General features: G+C 74.9%; 23 protein-coding genes. 15 read left to right on the top strand and 8 right to left on the bottom strand.

Going from position 1 to position 23,102, the window contains the following annotated elements; translation table 11 throughout:
- The 4 genes from J1M38_RS04065 to J1M38_RS04050 all read left to right on the top strand — a co-directional run.
- Positions 1 to 643: TetR/AcrR family transcriptional regulator (locus J1M38_RS04065; protein ID WP_135040461.1), on the top strand; the 643-nt coding region annotated here is incomplete at its 5' end.
- Between the two features lie 120 nt (positions 644 to 763).
- Entirely contained in the window at positions 764 to 988 is a 225-nt protein-coding gene (locus J1M38_RS04060) for a DUF3107 domain-containing protein (RefSeq protein WP_002854967.1), read from the top strand.
- Positions 989 to 1,055: 67 nt separating this feature from the next.
- Positions 1,056 to 2,621 (top strand): RNB domain-containing ribonuclease, encoded by a 1,566-nt coding sequence (locus tag J1M38_RS04055; protein WP_206481999.1) that lies wholly within the window; start codon positions 1,056 to 1,058, stop codon positions 2,619 to 2,621.
- Between the two features lie 250 nt (positions 2,622 to 2,871).
- Positions 2,872 to 4,713: a DEAD/DEAH box helicase gene (locus J1M38_RS04050; RefSeq protein ID WP_095353688.1), complete on the top strand. Its 1,842-nt coding sequence runs from the start codon at positions 2,872 to 2,874 to the stop codon at positions 4,711 to 4,713.
- A 118-nt stretch (positions 4,714 to 4,831) separates the two neighbouring features.
- On the opposite strand, the gene J1M38_RS04045 is transcribed toward J1M38_RS04050, so the two are convergent.
- On the bottom strand, positions 4,832 to 5,692 hold the full coding sequence (locus J1M38_RS04045; protein WP_135101741.1) for a PHP domain-containing protein: 861 nt from the start codon (positions 5,690 to 5,692) through the stop codon (positions 4,832 to 4,834).
- A gap of 64 nt (positions 5,693 to 5,756) precedes the next feature.
- Here J1M38_RS04045 and J1M38_RS04040 point away from each other — a divergent pair, with 64 nt between their 5' ends.
- Positions 5,757 to 7,349 (top strand): aminopeptidase P family protein, encoded by a 1,593-nt coding sequence (locus tag J1M38_RS04040; protein WP_206501176.1) that lies wholly within the window; start codon positions 5,757 to 5,759, stop codon positions 7,347 to 7,349.
- 33 nt (positions 7,350 to 7,382) lie between these two features.
- On the top strand, positions 7,383 to 9,188 hold the full coding sequence (locus J1M38_RS04035; RefSeq protein ID WP_063189566.1) for a pyruvate kinase: 1,806 nt from the start codon (positions 7,383 to 7,385) through the stop codon (positions 9,186 to 9,188).
- Positions 9,189 to 9,194: 6 nt separating this feature from the next.
- Here the strand turns inward: J1M38_RS04035 and J1M38_RS04030 are convergent, their stop codons facing one another.
- Positions 9,195 to 9,971 (bottom strand): general stress protein, encoded by a 777-nt coding sequence (locus tag J1M38_RS04030; RefSeq protein WP_036339215.1) that lies wholly within the window; start codon positions 9,969 to 9,971, stop codon positions 9,195 to 9,197.
- A 92-nt stretch (positions 9,972 to 10,063) separates the two neighbouring features.
- Between J1M38_RS04030 and J1M38_RS04025 the strand changes: the two genes are divergently transcribed.
- From J1M38_RS04025 to J1M38_RS04015, 3 genes are read left to right on the top strand one after another with little or no spacing between them, the layout of a single operon-like run.
- Positions 10,064 to 11,332, top strand: a complete 1,269-nt coding sequence (locus tag J1M38_RS04025) for a CBS domain-containing protein (RefSeq protein WP_036339212.1) — start codon at positions 10,064 to 10,066, stop codon at positions 11,330 to 11,332.
- A gap of 39 nt (positions 11,333 to 11,371) precedes the next feature.
- Entirely contained in the window at positions 11,372 to 12,160 is a 789-nt protein-coding gene (locus tag J1M38_RS04020) for a DUF1003 domain-containing protein (RefSeq protein WP_166437541.1), read from the top strand.
- Positions 12,157 to 13,305 carry an Mrp/NBP35 family ATP-binding protein gene (locus J1M38_RS04015; RefSeq protein WP_206481356.1) on the top strand — a complete coding sequence of 383 codons (1,149 nt, stop codon included), beginning with the start codon at positions 12,157 to 12,159 and terminating at the stop codon, positions 13,303 to 13,305. Before J1M38_RS04020 ends, J1M38_RS04015 begins: the two co-directional genes overlap by 4 nt.
- 48 nt (positions 13,306 to 13,353) lie before the next feature.
- Here J1M38_RS04015 and J1M38_RS04010 read toward each other — a convergent pair whose 3' ends face one another.
- A complete protein-coding gene (locus J1M38_RS04010; RefSeq protein ID WP_036316486.1) occupies positions 13,354 to 13,962 on the bottom strand; it encodes a protein translocase TatA in 609 nt (202 codons plus the stop codon).
- A gap of 60 nt (positions 13,963 to 14,022) precedes the next feature.
- Positions 14,023 to 14,889 (bottom strand): anti-sigma factor, encoded by an 867-nt coding sequence (locus tag J1M38_RS04005; RefSeq protein WP_206481357.1) that lies wholly within the window; start codon positions 14,887 to 14,889, stop codon positions 14,023 to 14,025.
- 196 nt (positions 14,890 to 15,085) lie between these two features.
- On the opposite strand from J1M38_RS04005, the gene J1M38_RS04000 reads away from it, so the two are divergent.
- Positions 15,086 to 15,736 carry an O-methyltransferase gene (locus J1M38_RS04000; protein ID WP_036316483.1) on the top strand — a complete coding sequence of 217 codons (651 nt, stop codon included), beginning with the start codon at positions 15,086 to 15,088 and terminating at the stop codon, positions 15,734 to 15,736.
- Positions 15,737 to 15,814: 78 nt separating this feature from the next.
- Here J1M38_RS04000 and J1M38_RS03995 read toward each other — a convergent pair whose 3' ends face one another.
- The 3 genes from J1M38_RS03995 to J1M38_RS03985 all read right to left on the bottom strand — a co-directional run bounded on the left by J1M38_RS03995 (position 15,815) and on the right by J1M38_RS03985 (position 17,310).
- Positions 15,815 to 15,985: a DUF3117 domain-containing protein gene (locus J1M38_RS03995; RefSeq protein ID WP_002855133.1), complete on the bottom strand. Its 171-nt coding sequence runs from the start codon at positions 15,983 to 15,985 to the stop codon at positions 15,815 to 15,817.
- A gap of 180 nt (positions 15,986 to 16,165) precedes the next feature.
- Positions 16,166 to 16,510 carry a cell division protein DivIVA gene (locus tag J1M38_RS03990; RefSeq protein WP_123244008.1) on the bottom strand — a complete coding sequence of 115 codons (345 nt, stop codon included), beginning with the start codon at positions 16,508 to 16,510 and terminating at the stop codon, positions 16,166 to 16,168.
- Complete coding sequence (locus J1M38_RS03985; protein ID WP_206481358.1) at positions 16,507 to 17,310, bottom strand: TIGR00730 family Rossman fold protein; 804 nt, start codon at positions 17,308 to 17,310, stop codon at positions 16,507 to 16,509. The genes J1M38_RS03990 and J1M38_RS03985 overlap by 4 nt, the downstream gene beginning before the upstream one ends.
- A gap of 178 nt (positions 17,311 to 17,488) precedes the next feature.
- Here J1M38_RS03985 and J1M38_RS03980 point away from each other — a divergent pair, with 178 nt between their 5' ends.
- From J1M38_RS03980 to J1M38_RS03965, 4 genes are all read left to right on the top strand, one after another.
- The gene (locus tag J1M38_RS03980) at positions 17,489 to 18,223 is read left to right on the top strand and encodes an amino acid ABC transporter ATP-binding protein (protein ID WP_186313175.1); all 735 of its coding nucleotides are present in this window, start codon (positions 17,489 to 17,491) and stop codon (positions 18,221 to 18,223) included.
- Between the two features lie 47 nt (positions 18,224 to 18,270).
- Positions 18,271 to 19,164 (top strand): glutamate ABC transporter substrate-binding protein, encoded by an 894-nt coding sequence (locus J1M38_RS03975; protein WP_206481359.1) that lies wholly within the window; start codon positions 18,271 to 18,273, stop codon positions 19,162 to 19,164.
- Positions 19,165 to 19,269: 105 nt separating this feature from the next.
- Entirely contained in the window at positions 19,270 to 19,950 is a 681-nt protein-coding gene (locus tag J1M38_RS03970) for an amino acid ABC transporter permease (protein ID WP_095694772.1), read from the top strand.
- Positions 19,947 to 20,834: an amino acid ABC transporter permease gene (locus J1M38_RS03965; protein WP_206481360.1), complete on the top strand. Its 888-nt coding sequence runs from the start codon at positions 19,947 to 19,949 to the stop codon at positions 20,832 to 20,834. Before J1M38_RS03970 ends, J1M38_RS03965 begins: the two co-directional genes overlap by 4 nt.
- A 61-nt stretch (positions 20,835 to 20,895) precedes the next feature.
- Here J1M38_RS03965 and dapE read toward each other — a convergent pair whose 3' ends face one another.
- Positions 20,896 to 22,032, bottom strand: coding sequence for a succinyl-diaminopimelate desuccinylase (gene dapE / locus J1M38_RS03960; protein ID WP_206481361.1), 1,137 nt, complete (start codon positions 22,030 to 22,032; stop codon positions 20,896 to 20,898).
- A 69-nt stretch (positions 22,033 to 22,101) separates the two neighbouring features.
- On the opposite strand from dapE, the gene dapD reads away from it, so the two are divergent.
- Positions 22,102 to 23,067 carry a 2,3,4,5-tetrahydropyridine-2,6-dicarboxylate N-succinyltransferase gene (gene dapD, locus J1M38_RS03955; RefSeq protein ID WP_206481362.1) on the top strand — a complete coding sequence of 322 codons (966 nt, stop codon included), beginning with the start codon at positions 22,102 to 22,104 and terminating at the stop codon, positions 23,065 to 23,067.
- Positions 23,068 to 23,102 lie beyond the last annotated feature (35 nt).

Raw genomic sequence — 23,102 nt, 5'->3', positions numbered from 1 at the left:
CGCCGCCACCGCGCCCGACGAGCCCGGGCGAGGCCGTCGTCTGCCCCGGCACGAGCGTCGCCGCCAGCTGCTGGACTGCGCCCGCGCGGTCTTCGCCGCCGAGCGGTACGCGGGGGCCTCCATGGAGCAGATCGCCGAGCGGGCCGAGGTCTCCAAGCCGGTCCTCTACCAGCACTTCCCCAGCAAGCACGAGCTCTTCCTCGAGCTGTTGGACGCCGAGGTCGCGAGCCTGCGCGCGCTCCTCGAGGCGGCGATGGACACCCGCCGGGACAACCGCGAACGGGTGCGGGCCACCGTCGCCGCCGTGTTCGAGTACATGGCCTCCCCCGAGCGGACCCACCGCCTCATCTTCGACTCCGGCATCGACGCGGACCCGGAGGTGCGCACGCGCAGCGAGGCCGTCCACCGGCTGCTCTCCTCCGAGGTCGCGCGCACCATCCGCGCGGACACCACCGTAGCCGAGGCCGAGGCCGAGGTGCTCTCCCGCGGACTCGTCGGCTATCTCCTGGGCGCCGCCCGCCACTGGGCGGACCGGCTCGACGCCGACGCCCGCCCCGCCGCCGCCGAGATGGCCCGCACGGTGGACGCGCTCGTCTGGCGCGGCCTCGCCTCGCTGCCCTCCGCGGACGACGCGCCGCGCTGACCCGGCCGTCCGGCCCGTTTCGCCCGCGGGTGAACCTCGTGGGCGCCCGTCCACCCCGCCGAGCGGTCCCGTAGGCTGACGGCGGACCGCACAGGACGCGACGAAGAGAAGAGGTTCCCCATGGAGATCCGCATCGGTGTGCAGCACGTCGGCCGCGAGGTCGTCATCGACAGCGAGCAGTCGGCGGACGAGGTCCGCTCCCTCGTGGACGCCGCCGTCGCCGACGGCACCCCGCTGGTCCTGGCGGACGCCAAGGGCCGCCAGGTGGTCGTCCCCGGCGACCGCATCGGCTTCGTGGAGATCGGCGCGAAGAAGTCGGGCCCGCTCGGGTTCGCCGCCTCCTGACCCGCCCGCACGCCCCGGTGATCCGCCGGGGCGTGCGTCGTCTCGGCCCCTGCCCAGGAGCATCGCCATGTCGCCTCACGCCCTCGGCCTCCGCGGCCCCGCCGACCCGGCCCTGCTCGAGCGTCTCGCCGCCCTGCGGACGGAGCTCGAGTTGCAGCCGGCCTTCCCCGCCCCCGTCCTGGCCGAGGCGGAGGCGGCCGCGCGTGAGGTGCACGCGGGCCTGACCGGGAGCCCGGACCACGCGGACCGCACGGCCCTGCCGTTCGTCACCGTGGATCCCGCCGGCTCCACGGACCTGGACCAGGCCCTGCTCCTGACCCCCGCCGACGACGACGGCATCCTCGTCCGCTACGCGATCGCGGACGTGCCCGCCTTCGTGACCCCGGACGGCGCCGTGGACGCCGAGGCCCGCCGCCGCGGCCAGACCGTCTACCTGCCCGACGGCCGGGTCCCCCTGCACCCGGAGGTGCTGCGCGAGGACGCCGCCTCCCTGCTGCCGGACCGCGAACGCCCGGCGTTCGTCTGGACGTTCCTGCTGGACGCCGCGGGCGCCGTCGTGGAGACCGGCCTCGAACGCGCCCGCATCCGCTCCCGGGCGCAGCTGACGTACGGGCAGGTGCAGGCCTTCCTCGACGCGCAGCCGGGGGCACAGGCGCCGACGACGCCGCGCCCCGGGGTCACCGACGCGGACCGGGCCGCCGCCGAGGGGTGGCCGGCCGAGGTGCGCGACTCGCTGGCGCTGCTGCCGGAGGTGGGCCGACGGCGGGCCGCACAGGAGGCCGCCCGCGGCGGTGCCTCCCTGAACCTGCCGGACCAGGAGGTCCGTGTCACCGAGGACGGGGCGCACGAGCTCGTGCACCGGGCGCCGTTGCCGGCGGAGGAGCACAACGCCCAGCTCTCCCTGCTGACCGGCATGGCCGCGGCCGAGCTGATGCTGGCCGCCGGAGTCGGGATCCTGCGTACGATGCCGGCGCCGGACACCGACGCCGTCGCCGCCTTCCGAGAGCGCACGCGCGCCCTGGGCGCCCCGTGGGACGAGGGCCAGGACTACGGCGCCTACCTGCGTTCCCTCGACCCCGCCGACGCGCGGCACCTGGCGGTACTGCACGCGGCCACCGGGCTGTTCCGCGGCGCCGGGTACAAGGCCTTCGACGCGCAGGCCGAGGACCCGGCCCTGCGCACCCCGCCGGACGAACCGGCCCAGGCCGCGCTCGCCGCCCCCTACGCCCACGCCACCGCTCCCCTGCGCCGGCTCGTGGACCGCTTCGTCCTGGCCCTGTGCCACGCCCACGCCGTCGGCGCCCCCGCCCCCGCATGGGTCCGCGACGCCCTGCCCGAGCTGCCCGCCCTCATGGCGGACTCGTCCCGCCGGGCCTCGGCCGCGAGCCGGACGGCGGCGGACCTCGTGGAGGCGGCGGCACTCGAGTCCCGCGTCGGCGCGGAGCTCGAGGGGATCGCGGTGCGCGAGGCGAAGGACGGCACGGAGGTGTGGCTGCTCGACCCGGCCGTGAGCCTGCGGGTGCCGGGCAGCGTCCCGGCGGGCACCCGGGTGCGCGTGCGGATCGAGGGCGTGGACCGCGCCTCGGGTGCGATCACGGCCGCGGGGGTAGACTGGCCGCACAGCTCACGCTGACCCAGGATGACCGGTCGCTCTCTGATCACCCTGACCCGCCGCCCGCGCCCCTGACGCCCGGGACGGCACCATGACCTGCCGGATCCGGCACGGCCCGCCGCGTACGGCGCGCCCGCCCGGTTCCACGGGGCGCCGCCCGTCGGCCGCTCCGCGTGCTTGCCTCGCGATCGGCTTCCGCTTGAACCGCGCGCACGGCGGAGCCGGGCCTTCCGCCCGCCGTGACGACGCCTGACCAGGAACGCGAGTCGCCATGACCCAGAACTCCGAGCACACCCCCGCCTCCGCCGACCTCGACCCGACGGTCGCCGCGATCGCGGAGGACATCGTCACCGAGGACGCCGCCCCCGTGGCCCCCGAGCAGACCTTCGCCGACTTCGGGGTGCACCCCGCGATCGTCGAGGCCCTGGAGGCCAAGGGCATCGTCCACCCCTTCCCCATCCAGGCCATGACCCTGCCGGTCGCCCTCGGCGGCCACGACATCATCGGCCAGGCCAAGACCGGCACCGGCAAGACCCTCGGCTTCGGCATCCCCGCGCTACAGCGCGCCATCGGCCCGGGCGAGCCCGGCTGGGACGGCCTCGAGGCCAAGGGCACCGCGGGCGCCCCGCAGGCCCTGATCGTCGCCCCGACGCGCGAGCTCGCCGTCCAGGTGGCCGGCGACCTCACGGCCGCCGCGGCCCGGCGCCCCCTGCGCATCGCCACCATCTACGGCGGCCGCGCCTACGAGCCGCAGATCGAGGAGCTGCAGCGCGGCGTCGAGATCGTCGTCGGCACCCCCGGCCGCCTCATCGACCTGATGCGCCAGCGCCACCTGCGCCTGGACCTGGTGAACACGGTGGTGCTGGACGAGGCCGACGAGATGCTGGACCTCGGCTTCCTCCCCGACGTCGAGACCCTGCTCGCCGCCGTCCCGGCCGTGCGTCAGACCATGCTGTTCTCGGCCACCATGCCGGGTCCCGTGGTCGCGATGGCGCGCCGCTACATGACGCAGCCGACCCACATCCGCGCGGCGGACCCGGAGGACGAGGGCCTGACGAAGAAGGACATCCGTCAGCTCGTCTACCGCGCCCACCACATGGACAAGGACGAGCTCGTGGCCCGCGCCCTGCAGGCCGAGGGCCGCGGCCGGACCATCATCTTCACGCGCACCAAGCGCACGGCCGCTCGCGTGGCGGACGAGCTGACGGCGCGCGGCTTCGCGGCCGGCGCGCTGCACGGCGACCTCGGCCAGGGCGCCCGCGAGCAGGCGCTGCGCGCGTTCCGCAACGGCAAGGTGGACATCCTCGTGGCCACCGACGTCGCGGCGCGCGGCATCGACGTCGACGACGTCACGCACGTGTTCAACTTCCAGGCGCCGGAGGACGAGAAGACCTACGTGCACCGCGTGGGCCGCACGGGCCGCGCCGGCAACAAGGGCGTGGCGGTGACCCTCGTGGACTGGGAGGACATGCCGCGCTGGTCCCTGATCGACAAGGCGCTCGGCCTCGGCCAGCCCGAGCCGGTGGAGACCTACTCCTCCTCCCCGCACCTGTTCTCCGACCTCGGCATCCCGAAGGGCACGAAGGGCCGTCTGCCGCAGGCCAAGCGCGTGCTCGAGGGCCTCGAGGGCGAGACGCTCGAGGACCTCGGCGGCCCCGAGGCGAAGCAGCGCGACGGCGGCCGCGGACGGGGTCGCGAGGGCGGCCGGTCCCGCGACGGCGAGCGCGGCGGCCGAGGCCGGGGCGGGCGCTCCGGCGAGGGCCGTGACCGGGCGCGCGGCGGAGGCCGTGGCGAACGGAACCGGGGCGGCCGCTCCGGCGAGGGCCGTGACGATGCACGCGGCGGAGGCCGCGGCGAGCGCTCGGCCCGCGGGCGTGGTGAGGCACCCGCCGAGCAGCGCGCCGAGGGCCGGGGCCGTGGTCGCGGCGAGGGCCGCGAGCGCACCGCCTCGCGCTCCGAGACCCCCGCGGCCCGGACGTCGGAGCCGGTGGCCGGCGTCGAGCTCACGGAGGCCCGCCGGGCCGAGCGCGCCGAGGCCCGGGCCGAGGCCCGTCGTCGCCGGGGCGGCCGCTCCCGCACGCGGCGCCGCAACGGCGAGGTCGTGGACGGCTGACCCTCCCTTCCGGGCCCCCGGGAGTCTTCTGCACGAATGACCCTTCTGACCGCCGTGCAGGCGGCCGGAAGGGTCATTCGCGCAACGGATCCTCCGCCGTCGCCCGGGCCGTCCGGGCTCAGCCGCGGATGATCGACGTGCCGGTGCCCTGCCGCTCGATCTCGGCGAGCACCTCCGCGCCCGTGGTGTGCTCGCCGATCGGATTGGGCTTGCCGGTGCCGTGGTAGTCGGACGAGCCGGTGACGAACAGCCCGTGCCGGTCCGCGAACGCGCGCAGCCAGGTGCGCTCCTCCGCCGGGTTGTCCCGGTGCTCGACCTCGACCCCCGCCAGTCCGGCCTCGGCCATCTGCTCGAACACCTCGTCGCCCACCACGCGGCCCCGCATGCGCGCCCGGGGATGCGCGAACACCGGCACCCCACCGGCGGCCCGGATGAGCGCGACCGCCTCGGCCGGGTCCGGGGCGAAGTGCGGCACGTAGTACTTGGACCGGCCGGCGAGGATCTCCCGGAACGCCGCGGACCGGTCCGGGACGGCCCCGATCGTCACGAGGGCGTCGGCCAGGTGGGGCCGGCCGATCGTCGCGTTCTCCGCCGCGTGCTCCTGGACCAGCTCCCACGTGATCGGGAAGTCCGCGCCCAGGCGCCGCACCATCTCCTGCGCCCGGATCAGCCGCGCGTCGCGGGCCAGGCCGACCTCCCGCAGCAGGGCGGGGTCCTCGGGGTCGTGCAGGTAGCTGAGCACGTGCACGCTCACGCCGTCGGCGGAGGTGCAGGACATCTCCATGCCGGGCACGAGCGTCAGTCCGGTCTCCCGCGCGGCCTGGGCGGCCTCGGCCCAGCCGGCGGTGGTGTCGTGGTCGGTGAGCGCGAGGCCGTCCAGCCCGGCCCGCGCCGCCGCACGCACCACGTCGGCCGGCGGCTCGGTGCCATCGGACTCGGTCGAGTGCGTGTGCAGGTCGTAGCGGGCCATGGCGGCCATGGTACCGAGACCCGCGCGCGGCGGCCCCGACCTGCCCGCGCCCACCGGTGCCATGATGGAGGGCATGACCGATGCCGCACAGCACCCCGCCCAGACCGACCAGCCCGCCGCCACCCCCGAGGCGGGCGCCGACGGCGCCGGCGCGGTGAACCCCCAGCCGCTGGCCGAGCGCGTCGACAACCGCTCGCAGCGCCCCGCCTCGAACGCCTTCCGCGACTTCATGGCCTCCGGCTGGGCGCCCTCGTCGCAGGCCCTGCCCGATCCCGACGCCTCTGCCCCGTACGCCGCCCGGCGGCGGGCCGCCGTCTCCGCGCGCTTCCCGGGCGAGCGGATCGTGGTGCCGGCCGGCCGCCTCAAGGTCCGCTCGAACGACACCGACTACCGCTTCCGCGCGCACTCCGCGTTCGCCCACCTGACGGGCCTCGGCGTGGACCACGAGCCGGACGCCGTGCTCGTGCTCGAGCCCGCGGACCCGGGCGCCGGCGACGACGGCACGGACCACACCGCCACCCTGTACTTCCGTCCCCTGGCCGGCCGGGACACCGAGCAGTTCTACGCGGACTCGCGCTCGGGCGAGTTCTGGATCGGCCCCCGTCCGACCCTGGCCGGCCTGGCCGCCCGCACGGGTCTGCGCACGGTGGGGCTCGAGGAGCTCGAGTCCGCCGTCACCAAGAACGTGGCCGCGGACGGCACCGCGGTGCGGCTGCTGGCCGAGACCGACCAGGACGTGGACGCGCTGCTGGCCGCCGTCCGGACCGAGGCCGGCGTGGACCTGGCCGCCGCGGCCGAGGCCGACGCCCAGACCGCCGAGTTCCTCTCCGAGCTGCGCCTGGTCAAGGACGCGTGGGAGGTCGAGCGGATGCGCGCCTCGGTGGCCGCGACCATCGCGGGCTTCGAGGACGTCGTGCGGGCCCTGCCGCGCGCCGTGGGACACGACCGCGGCGAACGCGTGGTCGAGGGCGCCTTCTTCGCCCGCGCCCGCCTCGAGGGCAACGACCTGGGCTACGACACGATCGCGGCCTCCGGCAACAACGCCACGATCCTGCACTGGATCCGCAACACGGGCGCCGTGCGCCCGGGTGAGCTGCTGCTGCTCGACGCCGGCGTCGAGGACGACTCCCTCTACACCGCGGACATCACCCGCACCCTGCCCGTGTCCGGCACGTTCACGGACGTGCAGCGCCGCATCTACCAGGCGGTCCTCGACGCCGCGGACGCCGCCTTCGCGATCGTGCGCCCCGGCATCCGGTTCCGCGAGCTCCACGCCGAGGCCATGCGGGTGCTCGTCGACCGCCTCGACGGCTGGGGCCTGCTGCCGGTCTCGGCCGAGGTCGCGCTCTCGGACGAGGGCCAGCACCACCGGCGCTGGATGCCCCACGGCACCTCGCACCACCTCGGCCTCGACGTGCACGACTGCGCGCAGGCCAAGCGGGAGCTCTACCTGGACGGCGTGCTCGAGCCGGGCATGGTCTTCACGATCGAGCCGGGTCTGTACTTCAAGGAGGAGGACCTGGCCGTCCCCGAGGAGTACCGCGGCATCGGCGTGCGCATCGAGGACGACATCCTCGTGACCGAGGACGGGGCCGAGAACCTCTCCGCGGTCCTCCCCCGCACCCCGGACGAGATCGAGGCCTGGATGGCGCGGCTCCAGGCGTGATCCGGCGCGGAGGGCGCCCCTAGGGTTCGGACCATGGGTATCGACCTGACCACCGAGCTCACCGCCCTCCGCGACCGCCTCCTCTCCGCCGAGGCGGAGCACGCCGACCTCATCTCCCGCGTCCGGGAGCGCCACCGGGCCTCGGCCCGGAACCTCGTGCACTACGTCGCCCTGCGCGGCACCGACCTGCGGCCCCTGCAGGAGGCACTGAGCGACGCCGGACTGTCCTCTCTGGGCCGCATGGAGGCCGGCGTGCTGGGCCACGTGGACGCGGTGCTGGCCGCCGCCCGCGCGCTCGACGGCGACCCCGCCCCCGCGCCCGAGGACGACGCCCTGACCTCCGCCGAGGGCCGCGCCATCCTCGCCCGCAACGCGGCGAGCCTGCTCGGTCCGGCCCGCGGCGACCGGGACGCGCGCATCATGGTGACCATGCCCTCCGAGGCCGCCACGGACCCGGAGCTCGTGGTCCGGATCGCCGAGGCCGGCATGGACCTGGCGCGCGTGAACTGCGCCCACGACGACGAGCAGGCGTGGGCCGCCATGATCGCGGCGGTCCGCCGGTGCGCCGGTGCGGGCCGGCCCGCGCCCCTGGTCGCGATGGACCTGGCCGGGCCGAAGGTGCGCACGGGCCCCATCGAGCCGGGACCGCGCGTCGTGAAGGTGAAGCCCACCCGGGACGCCTCCGGGACCGTCACCGAGCCCTCCCGCGTGTGGCTCACCGCCGGGCCCCACGACGCCGTGGCCGCGGCTCACGGGCCGGAGGGCGCCGTCGTCGTGCCGCTGGCGGCCCCGGAGGGGACGACCCTGGCGGGCCTGCAGCGCGGCGACGAGATCGAGCTGACCGACGCGCGGGGTGCACACCGCAGGCTGGAGGTCGAGCAGGTGGACGGCGAGGGCGTGCTCGTGCGGGCGGAGAAGACGGTCTACTGGGCGACGGGCACGGCGCTGACGACGCCGCACGGTCCGCTCGAGGTGGGCCAGCTGCCCCCGCTCGAGCAGTCGATGCGCGTGCATGAGGGCGAGCAGATCGTGCTGACCCGCTCGCTCGAGCCGGTCCCCGCGGTCGACGCGCCGCCCTACCGGATCGGCCTCACCCTGGCGCAGGCGTTCGCGGACGCGGCGGTCGGCGACCGGGTCTCCCTCGACGACGGGCGGATCGGCGCGCGGATCACGGGGGTGTCCGACGACGAGATCACCCTCGAGGTGACCCAGGCCGGCCCGCGCGGGGCGAAGCTCAAGGCGGAGAAGGGCGTGAACTTCCCGGACACGCACCTGGACATCCCGGCCCTCACGGACGAGGACCTCGCCCACATCCCGTTCGCGGCCCGCCAGGCGGACATGGTGAACATGTCCTTCGTCCGCTCGGCCGAGGACGTGGCCCAGCTGATCGACGCGCTCGAGGCCGAGGACGCGCCGGACGTGGACATCACGCTGAAGATCGAGACGGTGGAGGCCTTCCGGCAGCTGCCGCGGATGCTGCTCGAGGCGATGCGCTGGCGGGACGTCGGGGTGATGATCGCCCGGGGCGACCTGGCGGTGGAGGCCGGCTTCGCACGGATGGCCGAGCTGCAGGAGGAGATCCTGTGGCTGTGCGAGGCGGCGCACGTGCCCGCGATCTGGGCCACCCAGGTCCTCGAGTCCCTCGCCAAGACCGGCCTGCCCTCACGGGCGGAGATCACGGACGCCGCGATGGCGCAGCGGGCCGAGGCCGCGATGCTGAACAAGGGCCCGTACATCGACCGCGCCGTCACCGTCCTCGGCGACATCCTGGGCCGGATGCACGGTCATGCGAGCAAGAAGCGCGACATGCTCCGGCGGCTCGAGTCCTGGTCCCTCTGACGGGGCTCAGCCGCGCGGCTCGTCCTGGGGCCGGGGCGGGTGGCCGCCGCGCGCCTCGATGAGCTTGGCGACCTCCTCCGGGGGCAGGGTCACGCCGTAGGAGCGGTCCAGGCCGGTGGGCGCGGGGTCCGCCTCCGGGACGGGCCGGGCCGGCGCCTCGGGTCCGCCGGGAGCGGGCGCCGCGTGGGACCCGCCCGACGACGGCGCGGCGGCCGGGGTGGCCTGCACGGGCCCGTCCTCGGCCTCCTCCGCGGCGGGCGCGGGCGCCGGCTGCGGGGCCGCGGGCGGCGTCGGGGCCGCGGCACCGCCCAGGCCCAGCTCCTGGCGGGCGCGGGCGGCGTGGTCGAACGCGACCACGAGGTCGAAGGCCGTGGGCACGACGGCCTGCGAGGACGCGAAGCCGTGCTGGCCCCGACGCATCGCGAAGCCGATCACGCCGAAGATCAGCCACACCGCCAGGCCCAGCAGCATGGAGGTGAGGATCTGCCCCGGGCCGGCCTCGGGGGCCAGCAGGTAGAGGAACACGCCGATCAGTCCACCGAAGAACACGCCGCGCACTCCCGCGGACAACGCCACCTGGGCGTAGTTCAGCCGGCCGCGCACCCGCTCCACGACCCGCAGGTCCTTGCCCACGATCGACACGGCGCTCACGGGGAAGTCCGTGGCGGCGAGGCGGTCCACCTGCTCGCGCGCCTGCGCGTAGGTGGCGTAGGTGGCCAGCAGCTCTCCGCGGGGCAGGCCCTGCTCGGCGCCGGGCTGAGGGTTGGACATCATGAACGACATGGACCCATTGTGCCCGGCCCGGCGCCCGGGCGGGCGGCGGTCCGCCGTACGCGGACACGGAGCCGCGGTCCGGCACGCCGTAGGCTGGGTCGGTGAGCTCCCCCAAGATCTTCGTGGCCCGCCTGCTGGGCCTGGACGTCTTCGACCCCCTCGGCGACCGCCTGGGACGGCTGCGCGACGTCGTCGTGCTGGACCGCGGCCCCGCCGCAGCCCCGTTCGCCACCGGCCTCGTGATCGAGGTCCCCGGCAAGAAGCGCGTCTTCGTCCCGATGACGCGGGTGACGTCCATGGACTCGGGCCGGATCATCACGACCGGGCTGATCAACCTGCGCCGGTTCTCCCGCCGTGGCGCCGAGCAGATGGTGGCCGCCGACCTCTTCGACCGGAAGGTGCGCCTCTCCGACGGGTCGGGCGAGGCCTTCCTGGAGGACATCGGGCTGGAGCAGCAGCGCAACGGCGACTGGCTGGTCTCGGACCTGTACGTGCGCCGCATCGTCGGCCGCGGCCCCTTCGGCCGCGCCCAGCGGGGCGAGCACCTCCTGCTGAACTGGGACGAGGCCCGCTGGACGGCGCAGGCCGACCCGCAGGGGGCCACGAGCTTCCTCGCCGCGCACGAGGACCTCAAGCCCGCCGACCTGGCGGACATGCTCCACGACATGTCGGAGAAGCGCCGCGTCGAGGTCGCCAGCGAGCTGCAGGACGAACGCCTCGCGGACGTGCTCCAGGAGCTGCCCGACGACGACCAGGTGCAGATCCTCTCCCAGCTGGACATCGACCGCGCCGCCGACGTCCTGGAGGAGATGGACCCGGACGACGCGGCGGACCTGCTCCACGAGCTGCCCGACTCCCAGCAGGAGCTGCTGCTCGAACGCATGGAGCCGGAGGACGCCGAGGACGTCCGGCGCCTGCTCGAGTACGAGGAGGGCACGGCGGGCTCGCTCATGACCCCCGTGCCGGTCATCCTCCCCCCGGAGGCCACCGTGGCCGAGGCCATGGCGACCATCCGACAGCAGGAGATCTCCCCCGCGCTGGCCTCGCTCGTGATCGTGGCCCGGCCGCCGCTGGAGACGCCGACGGGCCGGTTCCTCGGCGTCGTCCACTTCCAGCGCCTGCTGCGCTACCCGCCGCCGGAGGCGATCGGCAACATCATGGACAAGGACCTCGAGCCCGTCTCGGACCTCGCCCCCATCGCCCACGTGACCCGCGAGCTCGCGACCTACAACCTCACGTGCATCCCCGTGGTGAACGAGCAGGACCGCGTCGTCGGGGCCGTGAGCGTGGACGATCTGCTCGACCACATCCTGCCCGACGACTGGCGGGCCATGGACCTCGACGACGCCGAGACCCGCCCCGCAACCTGACCCCGCGGCCCGCCGCCGCACGACACCGGAGGTGTGAGCATGACCCAGACCGCGCGAGACCTGCGCCCGGGCCGCGGCACCGGCCTGGACACCCCGCTGAGCGCCAGCGGGCGCCGCGTGCCCCGGCTGGCCCCGAACCCGGACGCCTTCGGCGAGGCCACCGAGGGCATCGCCCGCTTCATGGGCACCCCGCAGTTCCTCGTCTGGATGACGCTGTTCTGCGCCGCCTGGCTGGGCTGGAACACGTTCGGCCCGATGGAGTGGCGGTTCGACTCCGCCGAGCTCGGCTTCACCGCGCTCACGCTCATGCTCTCCCTCCAGGCGTCCTACGCCGCACCCCTGCTCCTGCTGGCGCAGAACCGCCAGGACGACCGGGACAGGGTCGCGCTGCGCGAGGACCGTGACCGCGCCGAGCGCAACCTCGCCGACACCGAGTTCCTCACCCGCGAGATCGCCGGTCTGCGGCTGGCCGTCCAGGAGGTCGCCACGCGCGACTTCGTGCGCGGCGAGCTGCGCGGCGTCCAGGACGACCTCAGGGACGACCTCCGCGAGGCGCTGCGCGCCGAGCTGCGGGAGGAGATCCGGGAGGAGATCCGGGAGGAGATCCGCGCCGGCCTCCCGGGCGCCGAGGCTCAGCCCCGCAAGAGCAAGAAGTCCAAGGGCCGGGGCCGGGACGCGCGGCGCGGCGACGCCGGCGCCGAGCCCACGACCACCACGCTCGCGACCCTCGCGGCGCAGGAGGCCCAGGAGGCCCGCGAGGCCGGGGGGTCCGGTCCGGTGACCGGTCCCGCCGGCGGTGCGGGCCCGGTGGACGGGGGCGGCCGATGAGCGCCCTGGGCCTGCCCGTGCCCGAGGTCCGCACCGACCTCGAGCGCCGGGTGCTGGAGCGGCTCGCCGCGGTCCAGGACCCCGAGATCCGCCGCCCGATCACCGACCTCGGCATGGTGGAGTCGGTCGTGGAGACCGCCCCGGGCGTCGTCGAGGTCGCGGTGCTGCTCACGATCGCCGCGTGCCCCCTGCGCGGGACGATCCAGACGGACGTGGCCGCCGCCGTCGCCGACGTGCCCGGCTGCGGGTCCGTGGACGTGCGCGTCGGGGTCATGGAGCCCGAGCGCCGCCTGGCGCTGCAGGACGCCCTGCGCGCGGCCCGGCCGACGAACCCGTTCGGGAAGGACACGCTCACGCGCGTCCTCGCGGTGGCCTCGGGCAAGGGCGGCGTGGGCAAGTCCTCGGTCACGGCCAACCTCGCGGTCGCGCTCGCCGCGCGCGGGCTCGCCGTCGGCCTGATCGACGCGGACGTGCACGGCTACTCCATCCCCGGGCTCCTGGGCGTGACCGCCACCCCGACCAAGCTGGACCGGATGATCCTGCCACCCGTGGTGCGGGACGTGAAGGTCATCTCGATCGGCATGTTCCTCGACGCGGACCGGCCGGTGGCCTGGCGCGGGCCGATGCTGCACCGCGCGCTCGAGCAGTTCGTCACGGACGTGCACTGGGGCGACCTGGACGTGCTGCTCGTGGACCTGCCCCCGGGCACCGGGGACATCGCGATCTCGACGGCGCAGCTGCTGCCCGCCTCGGAGCTGCTCGTGGTGACCACGCCGCAGCACGCCGCAGCGCAGGTGGCCGCGCGCGCCGGTCAGCTGGCGGAGCAGACGGGGCAGACCGTGGCCGGCGTCGTGGAGAACATGGGGCCGATGACCCTGCCGGACGGCACCGTGCTGGATGTGTTCGGGACCGGCGGCGGTGCCGAGGTGGCGGAGCGGCTGTCCGGGGTGCTGGACACTCAGGTGCCGCTGCTGGGCACCGTCCCCCTGGACCCGGCGCTGCGCGCGGGCGGCGACGCCGGCGAACCCGTGGTGGTGTCCGCGCCGGAGAGCCCCGCGGGCCGGGCGCTGACGCAGATCGCGCAGCGGGTGGCCGTGCGACCGCGCGGGCTGGCCGGGCGACCCCTGCCGTTCACCCCTCGCTGACCTCGGGTGCCGGCGCCCCGGCCGGGGCACCCGACGCGCGCGACGGCGTCAGGTCGCGTCGACGTCGAAGGGGGCGGGCGCCAGCCCGAGCAGCTCGAGGGGGTCCGGTTCGGTCTCGACGGCGGCAGGACGCTCCTCTGCGAGGGCCTCGGCGCGGCCGGAGGCCATCAGGGCTGCGGCGGCACCGCCCACGGCGGCCGCCCCCGCGGCGGGCGCGGTGGACCGAGTCTGTGCGGCGGCGACGGACTCCGCGGCGGCGGTGCTGCCGCCCCCGGCGGGGCGGCGGAAGAGCGTCCGCGGATCCATGTCCGCCAGGTCCTGGTGGGTGAGGCCGCCGTGCACGTCCTCGGCGCTGATGCCCGTCGCCTGCGCCGCCCGGGACGCGGGCGTGGACGAGCCGTCGGCGGGCTCGCGGAGCGCGTCGCGGATGATGCGGCGCGGGTCGTACTGGCGGGGGTCGTACTTGCGCCAGTCCACCTCGTCGAAGTCCGTGCCGGTCTCCTCCTTGAACTGCGCCTTGGCACCCTCGGCCTTGTCGCGCATGACGCGCAGCCAGTCGGTGAAGGCGCGCGTGTACTCGGGGAGCTTCTCCGGCCCGAGGATGACGATCGCGAGCACCGCCAAGATGATGAACTCGCTGCCGTTGATACCTAACACCCTCCGAACTCTACTAGAGCGGCACCGCCCCACAGCCCGGAGCCGCGGGGGCGGGGCGGCTCAGCCGCGGGGGCGCGGCACGGCGTCCGCGATGCGTTCGAGGCCTCGCTCCAGGCGCTCCTCGACGGCGTCTCCGCCGCCCAGCTCGAGCACCCGTGCCCGCTCGGAGACCAGCAGGTGGGTGAGGACCGCGTCCGCGCGCTCGTCCGGCAGGGTGGCCTCCACGCGGTAGGCGGCCTGCGGCGTGGTCAGCTCGGCCGTCCAGCCGTCCTCGCCCCCCGCCGGGACGATCCGGTAGACGCCGCCGCCGGCCAGTCGACGCTCCTGCGCCCCCGTGCTCAGGGGCGCGGTCGAGGCACAGCCCTCCGGGGCGGCTCCCACGATCCGGGGTCGGCACTCGCGGACGGTCACGGTCGGCTCGTCCCGGCCCCAGCCGACGACGACCTCCACGTCCTCGGCCGTCTGGGTGGTGTCCACGGTGAGCGGCTCCAGTCCGGCCCCCACGAGGGAGGGCACCGTCCAGCCCTGACCCCGCAGCTCCGCGACGGTGCCGCGCCGGTCCGTCGACGCGGTCCCGGCCGCCGGCAGGGCGACGGTGTCCGTCGGGGCCGTGCGCTGGGCCGCGGTGCGGGGCGCGCCGGCCACCCAGACCGCGGTGAACAGCCCTCCGAGCAGGACGACGAAGGTCAGCAGCCCCACCACCAGGCGGCCGGAGACGCCGCGGGCGCGCAGCACCGGGGCGACGACGGCGCCGGCCGGACGCTGGTGCACCGTGCGGGCGGCGTCGAGCACGCGGGCCCGGGCCTGGACGGTGGCGCGGCACTCGGGGCAGCGGTCCAGGTGGCGGGCGATGCGCGCCCGGGACGCGGCGGGGAGGGCGCCCTCGAGGTAGGCGTCCATGTGGCGCTGGGTGTGTCGACGTCCCATGCGGCCACCTCCTCGGTCCTCGCGTCCTCGGTCCGGCGAACGGCCTCCCGCACGGCGGGAGCCGGTCCGTGCCGTGTCCCATCATCGGCCCGCCTCCTGAGAGAACACTGGGTCGCGGCCGCGTGCCGGCCCGTACACTGGCCCGCGTCGCCCGTGCCGCGGGCGAGGTCCCGTCGTCGTCGTCCCGGAGTCAGCCATGAGCGCCCTGCAGCCCCAGCCCACCGACAAGCACGCGTCCTGGGCCTGGTCGGAGAGCCGGGCCACCGAGGACGACGTCGTCCTGCGCGCCCGCGAGCGCGCCGCCGAGCTGGACGTGCCGCCGGTGAGCGAGGGGACGGCGGCCCTGTTGACGGTGCTGGCGGCCACGCGTGCCCCCGCGGCGGTCGTGGAGGTGGGCACGGGCGCCGGCGTCTCGGGCCTCGCCCTGATGCGCGGTCTGCCCGAGCGCACGGTCCTCACCACCGTGGACCCGGACGCGGAGGCCCAGCGCGCGGCCCGCGAGGCGTTCTCGGAGGCCCGCCTGCCCACGAGCCGCACCCGCATGATCACGGGGCGCTCCCGGCTCGTCCTCCCCCGGCTCACGAGCGGCGCCTATGAGATGGTCCTGGTGGACGGGGACCCGGCCGCGCGTCAGTTCGACGTCGAGCAGGCCGCGCGCATGCTCGCCCCCGGCGGCGTGCTCGTCGTGGTGGACGCCCTCGACGGGGACCGCGTTCCCCGGCCCGCCGTGCGCGACGAGTCCACCGTGTCCGCCCGGGCGGTGGACCGCCTCATCCGGGAGGACGAGCACTGGCTGTCCGCCGTCGTCCCCTCCGGCACGGGCGTGCTGATCGCGGTGCGCCGCTGATCCGCGGCGTCGCCGGGGACGCGGACGCCCCGCGCACCGTGACGGTGCGCGGGGCGTCCGCGTCGAAGGGGTCCGGGCTCAGGCCTGGATGACGCCCTCGAGGCACTCCTTGAGCTCGCGGGCCTCGTCCGCGTTGATCTCCAGCACGAGACGGCCGCCGCCGTCGATCGGCACGCGCATGATCAGGCTGCGCCCCTCCTTGGTCACTTCCATGGGACCGTCCCCGGTGCGGGGCTTCATGGCGGCCATTGCGACTTCCCTTCTGGATGATGTTCCCGTCACGGCGTCCGGCGACCGCGGGAGCGGGCACTGACCGGACGCCTCCGGCGCCCCCGCACGCGGGCGTGCGCGAGGCCGGTCACATCACCATTATCGCGGATTCCGCGTGCGCGCGCCAAACGATGGCCCGCACCGAGCCCGGCCCGCGACTCAGGCGCGCCCCGCCGGATCGCTCCGGGACGGGTCGGCGGCCTCGAGCTCGGCCACCCGGGCCCGCAGTGCGGTCGCCTCGTCCTCACGCTCCGCGAGGGCGTCCCGCAGCCGCAGCAGGACGGCGTCCACCTGGTCCCGCTGGTAGCCGGGCACCGCGACGGCCAGCCGCAGCAGGCCGACGTCCGCCGCGCGCGGCCGCTCCGGCAGCAGCACGGGGTGCCCGGGCGTCCTCCCGGCCGGGTCGCCGGCCCGGAGCGTGAGCCGGCCCGCGAGGGCGGCGGCCAGGGCCGCCAGCACGACGACGAGCACGGCCACGAGGACGATCCACTGCGGCCCGCTCACGCGTCGGCCCTCCCCGCCGAGCGGAGCACGCACGCGACGGCCTCCTCCGCCGTGTCCACGAGCTGGACGAGCTCCGGGTCCTCGGGCGAGATCATGCCGCGCTCCACGAGCGTGCCGCGGATCCAGTCCACGAGCGGGCCCCAGAAGCCGCGGTCCACGAGGACCACGGGGAAGCGGGTGACGGTGCCGGTCTGCACGAGGGTGAGGGACTCGAAGAGCTCGTCCAGGGTGCCGAGGCCGCCGGGCAGCACGACGAAGCCCTGCGCGTACTTGAGGAACATGACCTTGCGGACGAAGAAGTAGCGGAAGTCCACGCCCACGTGCACCCAGGGGTTCAGACCGGTCTCGAACGGCAGGTCGATCCCCAGGCCCACGGACTCTCCACCGGCCTCGTGGGCGCCCCGGTTGGCGGCCTCCATGGCGCCGGGCCCCCCGCCGGTGATGACCGTGTACCCGGCCCGGGCCAAGCGGGTCCCGACCTCGTGGGCCAGGACGTACTCGGCGCTGCCCTCGGGCGTGCGCGCCGAGCCGAACACGGAGACCGCGGGACCCAGCCCCGCCAGGGTGCCGAAGCCCTCGACGAACTCCGCCTGGATGCGCAGGACACGCCAGGCCTCGGACGTCGTCGAGGCGACGTCGGCGGCGGGGCGTGCGGCGTCGCCGGGCCGCCGGCCGTCGAGGAGGAGCTGGTCGAACGTGGGGGTGCGCGCCGCCTCCCCGCGCAGGACCTGCCCGCCGCGGCGGACGCGCTGGGGCTTGGCGGCGACGTCGCCGCCCGAGGGGTGCTCATGTGGGGCCATGGCGCCAGCCTAACGAGCCGGCGGGCCGCCGGGGCCGGCGTCGCACGGCGCACCGCGCCGGGTGTGGCGTGCGCTATATTCCACTGGCATGACGCAGATCACGCCTGAGCAGCCCCACGGCGCCCACCTCCCCGACGAGGCCGGTGTGCGGCGCCGTCGCGGTGCCGCGGGCGATGACCTGATCGTCCTCGAGGGCGTCAACAAGCACTTCGGCGACTTCCACGCCCTCCGACAGATCGACCTGCGGATCCCGCGCGGCCAGGTGGCGATCGTCCTCGGCCCGTCCGGCTCCGGCAAGTCGACGCTGTGCCGCACGATCAACCGGCTCGAGACCATCGACGACGACGGCGGCCGCATCCTGGTCGACGGGCGGCCGCTCCCCACCGAGGGCAGACAGCTCGCCCAGCTGCGCGCCGAGATCGGCATGGTCTTCCAGTCCTTCAACCTCTTCGCGCACAAGTCGATCCTGGAGAACGTGACCCTCGGGCCCATCAAGGTGAAGGGCAAGCGCCGGGCGGACGCCGAGCGGCACGCCATGGAGCTGCTCGAGCGCGTGGGCGTGGCCCAGCAGGCGAGGAAGATGCCGGCCCAGCTCTCCGGCGGGCAGCAGCAGCGCGTGGCCATCGCCCGTGCCCTGGCGATGGAGCCGAAGGCCCTGCTCTTCGACGAGCCGACCTCCGCCCTCGACCCCGAGATGGTGCAGGAGGTCCTCGACGTCATGGTCCAGCTCGCCGAGGGCGGCATGACCATGGTCGTGGTCACCCATGAGATGGGCTTCGCCCGCAAGGCCGGGGACCGCGTGGTCTTCATGGCCGACGGCGCCATCCTCGAGGACACCGACCCCGACACCTTCTTCACGAACCCCCGACACGAGCGTGCCCAGGACTTCCTGGGCAAGATCCTCGCGCACTGACCCCGTCCCCCATCGCACCCCACCGCACCGAACCAGAGGAGAGCACCATGCTCCGCACGAAGCTCCTGACCCTGTCCGCCGTCACCGCCGCGGCCGCGCTGTCCCTCACCGCCTGCGCGCCGTCGTCCTCGCAGGGCGGCGGTGGCGACGCCGCCGGCTCGTCCTCGGCCGGCGAGGCGACGTCGTCCGGCTCCGGCGAGAGCCTGCGCATCGGCATCAAGTTCGACCAGCCGGGCCTGGGCTACCGCGAGGGCTCGGCCCAGCCCACCGGCTTCGACACGGACGTGGCCCGCTACGTGGCGGACAAGCTCGGCGTGGCCGAGCAGGACATCGAGTGGGTCCAGACCCCGTCTGCGAACCGGGAGAACGCCCTGGAGAACGGCGAGGTCGACATGATCTTCGCGACGTACTCCATCACGGACGCCCGCAAGGAGCGCGTCGCCTTCGCGGGCCCGTACTTCGTGGCCGGCCAGGACCTGCTGGTCCGCGCGGACGACACCGCGATCACCGGCCCCGAGGCCCTCGACGGGAAGAACCTCTGCTCCGTCACCGGCTCCACCTCGGCCCAGAAGATCAAGGACCAGTTCGCCTCCGGCGTGAACCTGGTGGAGCAGGGCGGCTACGCCGAATGCGTGACCTACCTCGAGTCCGGCCAGGTGGACGCCGTGACCACGGACGACATCATCCTCGCGGGCCTGGCCGCCGCCGACGCCAACAAGGGCAAGTTCAAGGTCGTCGGCAACACCTTCACCACGGAGCGCTACGGCGTCGGCCTGCCGAAGGACTCGGAGCGCTGCGAGGACATCAACGAGGCGATCAAGGAGATGAAGGACTCCGGCGAGTGGAAGAAGGCCCTCGAGTCCAACACCGAGGGCACGGGCTACGCCTACGACGAGGCGCTGAACTCCGGCGAGGACGCCGAGTTCGAGCCCTGCGCCTGACGGCCTCCTGCGCCGGGTGGGCCGAGGGCGTGACCTGAACCGTCACCCTCGGCCCGCCCGGCGGCTCCCCTGCCCGTCAGCCCTGTCCCGACCCTCGGAGAAGACATGGAATCGATCTCCTCGCTCCTCGCGGACTACGGCGCGGACATCCCGCTCGCGTTCTGGACGAACATCAGGCTCGCGTTCCTCGCGACCCTCGGCTCGTTCGTCCTCGGCGTGGTGCTCGCCCTGTTCCGCATCTCGCCCGTCCCCTCGCTGCGCGCCCTCGGCACCGCCTACGTCAACGTGGTCCGCAACACCCCGCTCACGATCATCATGCTGCTCGGCGTGCTCGCCGTCTGGGGACAGCTGAAGATCAGCTTCTCGTCCGACTTCACGCTGAACTTCTTCATCTACGCCGTGATCGCACTCTCGCTCTACCACGCGGCGTTCATGTGCGAGGCGATCCGCTCCGGCGTCAACACCGTCCCGCTCGGGCAGGCCGAGGCCGCCCGCTCCATCGGCCTGGGCTTCCTGCCCGCGGCCCGCCACGTGATCCTGCCCCAGGCGCTGCGCGGGGCCATCACCCCGCTCGGCAACACCGTGATCGCGCTGACCAAGAACACCACCGTCGCCGCCGCGGCGTCGGTGGCGGAGGCCTCGGGCCTGATGAAGCGCATGATCGAGTTCAGCCCGGACGTGATGGTGGCGATCTTCCTGACCTTCGCGATCGGCTTCTGCCTGATCGTCATCCCCATCGGCCTGCTGACCACGTGGGCCTCGGAGAAATGGGCGGTGGCCCGATGAGCGCCCAGGCCTCCGTCCTCTTCGACGCCCCGGGCCCGATCGCCCGCCGGCGGATCCTCCTCGCCAACCTCGTCGCCCTCGCCGCGGTGCTGGCCGTGGCAGTGCTCGTCCTGATCCAGATGAACGCCACCGGCCAGCTCTCCGGCCGCCGCTGGCTGGCCGCCGTCGACGGCAACGCGTGGCGGAACTACTACCTGCCGGGCCTGCAGTTCACCCTGCAGTCCGCGGGCATCGCCGTGGTCACCTCCGTGGTGTTCGGCCTGGTGTTCGGCTTCCTGCGGCTGGCCCCGTTCGGCCCGGTGCGCTGGCTGGCCGCCGTCGTCGTGGAGTTCTTCCGGGCCGTGCCGGTGCTCGTGATGATGGTGTTCTTCTACCAGCTGTTCGCACAGGTCGCGCGCACCGGGGCGATCCAGCCCCAGGACGGCCCGTACTACGCGGTGATCGCGGCGCTGACCCTGTACAACGGGTCCGTGATCGCGGAGCTGGTGCGCTCCGGGGTGCGCTCGCTGCCGCGCGGCCAGCGCGAGGCGGCCGCGGCGGTGGGCATGACGAGCATGCAGTCCCTGCGGCTCGTGGAGGTGCCCCAGGCCCTCATCGCCATGCTGCCCTCGCTGCTGAGCCAGTTCGTGGTGATCCTCAAGGACTCGGCGCTGGGCTACCTCATCGGCTTCTTCGAACTCCTGCAGTACGCCCGCCAGCTCGGCTCCGGCAACGGCAACATCCTGCAGTCCCTCGTGGTGGCCGCGATGATCTTCATCGTGATCAACTTCCTCCTCACCTGGGCGGCCACCCGGCTCTCGCGGCGGCTGTCGTCGCGGACGGCCGGCGACGCCAGCGCCCCCACGACCCCGCGCGTCGGGGCGCCCACGGACACAGCGGGCTGACCGGGCGGCGGGCGAGGCGGGCCCGCGGGTCGGGCGGGTGGCGGCGGCCGACGTCGTCGGGTCAGCCGGCCAGCCAGGCCGCGAGCGCCGCGAGGCACGCGTGGACCGCCTCGCGGGGCACGTGCTCGTCGTCCGTGTGGGCCAGGAGGGCGTCGCCGGGGCCGAAGTTGACCGCGGGCACGCCCAGCTGGGAGAACCGCGCCACGTCCGTCCACCCGTACTTGGGCTGGGGCTCTCCCCCGACGGCGGCGACGAACGCGGCGGCGGCCGGTCGGTCCAAACCGGGGCGGGCGGCGGGCGAGGCGTCGTCGATCCGCACCTGGGCGTCCCAGTCCACGCCGGCCCCCTCCAGCACCGCGCGGACGTGCGCGTGGGCCTGCTCGAGGGTCTTGTCCGGAGCGAACCGGTAGTTCAGGTCCACGGACGCCTCGTCCGGGATGACGTTGCCCGCGACGCCGCCGGTCACGCGGATCGCGTGGAGCCCCTCGCGGTATTCCAGGCCCTCCACCGTGACCGTGGCCGGCTCGTACGCCGCCAGGGCGGTGAGCACGGGGGCCAGCTTGTGGATCGCGTTGTCGCCGCGCCAGGCGCGGCCGGAGTGCGCCGCGACACCGGGGAAGGCGACGCGGTACCGGCACGTGCCGTTGCAGCCGCCCTCCACGACGCCGTCGGTCGGCTCGAGCAGCACCGCGAAGTCGCCCTCCAGCAGCTCGGGGGCCTGGCGGGCCACGCGGGCGAGGCCCGAGAGGTCCGAGGAGACCTCCTCGTGGTCGTAGAACACCCACGTGACGTCGTGCACGGGGGTCGGGCCGTCCGCGCGGCCGAAGCGACCGGCCAGGGCCAGCTGCACGGCGACGCCGGACTTCATGTCCACGGCTCCGCGGCCGTACAGCACGTCCCCGTCCCACGCCGAGGGCACGGTCCCGCGCGAGCCCGGCACGGTGGGCAGGGGCACCGTGTCCAGGTGCCCGGCCAGGATCACGCGGGTCGACCGCCCCAGAGCGGTGCGGGCGACGACGGCGTCCCCGAACCTCCGCACCTCGAGGCCGCCGAGGGCGCGCAGGGCCTGCTCGACGGCGTCGGCCAGCGGCCCCTCCTCCCCCGAGACGGAGCGCACGTCCAGCAGGGTGGCGGTGAGCGCCGCGACGTCGAGGTCCGGATCGGCGAGGTCGGGCAGGGTGTTGGGGGTGAGACTCATGTGTCCAGTCTACGGACGCGCCTCCCGTCGCCCCGCAGCGTGCCACCGCCACTCAGTAGGCTGAGGCGCATGACCCAGACCGCCGCACAGCAGCCCTCCTCCCGTCTCGTCTCCGGCCACGGCCTGGCCACCACGGCCGCCGACGGCGCCGTCCTGGACGTGTGGTTCCCCGCCCCCGTGGCCGGCCCGCTCTCCGCTGCGGACGCCTCGCTGCGCGACACCCTGCGCGCCCTCGCCGCGGACGACGCGGACCGCGGGACCACGCAGGCCGTCGTCGAGCTGGAAGTCGACCTGGACGCCGCCCCGGCCTCCACCGCGGACGCGTGGCTGCGCCTGCACGCCCTCTCGCACCGCCTGGCGCGGCCGAACGAGCTCAACCTCGACGGCGTCTTCGGGCTGCTCACCAACGTGGTGTGGACGAACCACGGACCCTGCGCGGTCGCCGACTTCGAGCTGACGCGGGCGAGGCTGCGTGCCCGCGGCGCCGTGCAGGTGTACGGCGTGGACAAGTTCCCGCGCATGACGGACTACGTCGTGCCCTGCGGGGTGCGCATCGGCGACGCGGACCGGGTGCGCCTGGGCGCCCACCTGGCCGAGGGGACGACCGTGATGCACGAGGGCTTCGTCAACTTCAACGCGGGCACCCTGGGGCACTCGATGGTGGAGGGCCGGATCTCGGCCGGCGTCGTGGTGGGCGACGGGTCCGACGTCGGAGGCGGCGCGTCCATCATGGGCACGCTCTCCGGCGGCGGCACCCAGCGGATCGTGATCGGCGAGCACGTGCTGCTCGGCGCGAACTCCGGCGTGGGCATCTCCGTCGGCGACGACTGCGTGGTCGAGGCCGGTCTGTACGTCACCGCGGGCACGCGCGTGAGCGTGCTCCAGGACGGCGAGGCGGCGCGGACCGTGAAGGCCGTGGACCTCTCCGGCGTGCCGAACCTGCTGTTCCGCCGCAACTCCACCACGGGCGGGGTCGAGGCCCTCCCCCGCGCCGGCCGGACCGTCGAACTGAACGCGGCGCTGCACGCGAACTGACCCGGCGCACTCGCCCCGCGGCTCTTCCCTCCCCT

It is taken from the genome of Micrococcus sp. KRD070 (genome assembly GCF_017168435.1).
In the GTDB taxonomy this organism is placed as follows: domain Bacteria; phylum Actinomycetota; class Actinomycetes; order Actinomycetales; family Micrococcaceae; genus Micrococcus; species Micrococcus luteus.
The sequence above is the reverse complement of the archived record's forward strand: the minus strand, read 5'-3'. Positions and strand labels throughout refer to the sequence as shown.

Excerpts from the sequence above, each read along its gene's own strand:
- J1M38_RS04060 (WP_002854967.1), top strand. The coding sequence starts at position 764 with ATGGAGATCCGCATCGGTGTGCAGCACGTCGGCCGCGAGGTCGTCATC.
- J1M38_RS04055 (WP_206481999.1), top strand. The coding sequence starts at position 1,056 with ATGTCGCCTCACGCCCTCGGCCTCCGCGGCCCCGCCGACCCGGCCCTG.
- J1M38_RS04050 (WP_095353688.1), top strand. The coding sequence starts at position 2,872 with ATGACCCAGAACTCCGAGCACACCCCCGCCTCCGCCGACCTCGACCCG.
- J1M38_RS04045 (WP_135101741.1), bottom strand. The coding sequence starts at position 5,692 with ATGGCCGCCATGGCCCGCTACGACCTGCACACGCACTCGACCGAGTCC.
- J1M38_RS04040 (WP_206501176.1), top strand. The coding sequence starts at position 5,757 with ATGACCGATGCCGCACAGCACCCCGCCCAGACCGACCAGCCCGCCGCC.
- J1M38_RS04035 (WP_063189566.1), top strand. The coding sequence starts at position 7,383 with ATGGGTATCGACCTGACCACCGAGCTCACCGCCCTCCGCGACCGCCTC.
- J1M38_RS04030 (WP_036339215.1), bottom strand. The coding sequence starts at position 9,971 with ATGTCGTTCATGATGTCCAACCCTCAGCCCGGCGCCGAGCAGGGCCTG.
- J1M38_RS04020 (WP_166437541.1), top strand. The coding sequence starts at position 11,372 with ATGACCCAGACCGCGCGAGACCTGCGCCCGGGCCGCGGCACCGGCCTG.
- J1M38_RS04015 (WP_206481356.1), top strand. The coding sequence starts at position 12,157 with ATGAGCGCCCTGGGCCTGCCCGTGCCCGAGGTCCGCACCGACCTCGAG.
- J1M38_RS04005 (WP_206481357.1), bottom strand. The coding sequence starts at position 14,889 with ATGGGACGTCGACACACCCAGCGCCACATGGACGCCTACCTCGAGGGC.
- J1M38_RS04000 (WP_036316483.1), top strand. The coding sequence starts at position 15,086 with ATGAGCGCCCTGCAGCCCCAGCCCACCGACAAGCACGCGTCCTGGGCC.
- J1M38_RS03995 (WP_002855133.1), bottom strand. The coding sequence starts at position 15,985 with ATGGCCGCCATGAAGCCCCGCACCGGGGACGGTCCCATGGAAGTGACC.
- J1M38_RS03985 (WP_206481358.1), bottom strand. The coding sequence starts at position 17,310 with ATGGCCCCACATGAGCACCCCTCGGGCGGCGACGTCGCCGCCAAGCCC.
- J1M38_RS03975 (WP_206481359.1), top strand. The coding sequence starts at position 18,271 with ATGCTCCGCACGAAGCTCCTGACCCTGTCCGCCGTCACCGCCGCGGCC.
- J1M38_RS03970 (WP_095694772.1), top strand. The coding sequence starts at position 19,270 with ATGGAATCGATCTCCTCGCTCCTCGCGGACTACGGCGCGGACATCCCG.
- J1M38_RS03965 (WP_206481360.1), top strand. The coding sequence starts at position 19,947 with ATGAGCGCCCAGGCCTCCGTCCTCTTCGACGCCCCGGGCCCGATCGCC.
- dapE (WP_206481361.1), bottom strand. The coding sequence starts at position 22,032 with ATGAGTCTCACCCCCAACACCCTGCCCGACCTCGCCGATCCGGACCTC.
- dapD (WP_206481362.1), top strand. The coding sequence starts at position 22,102 with ATGACCCAGACCGCCGCACAGCAGCCCTCCTCCCGTCTCGTCTCCGGC.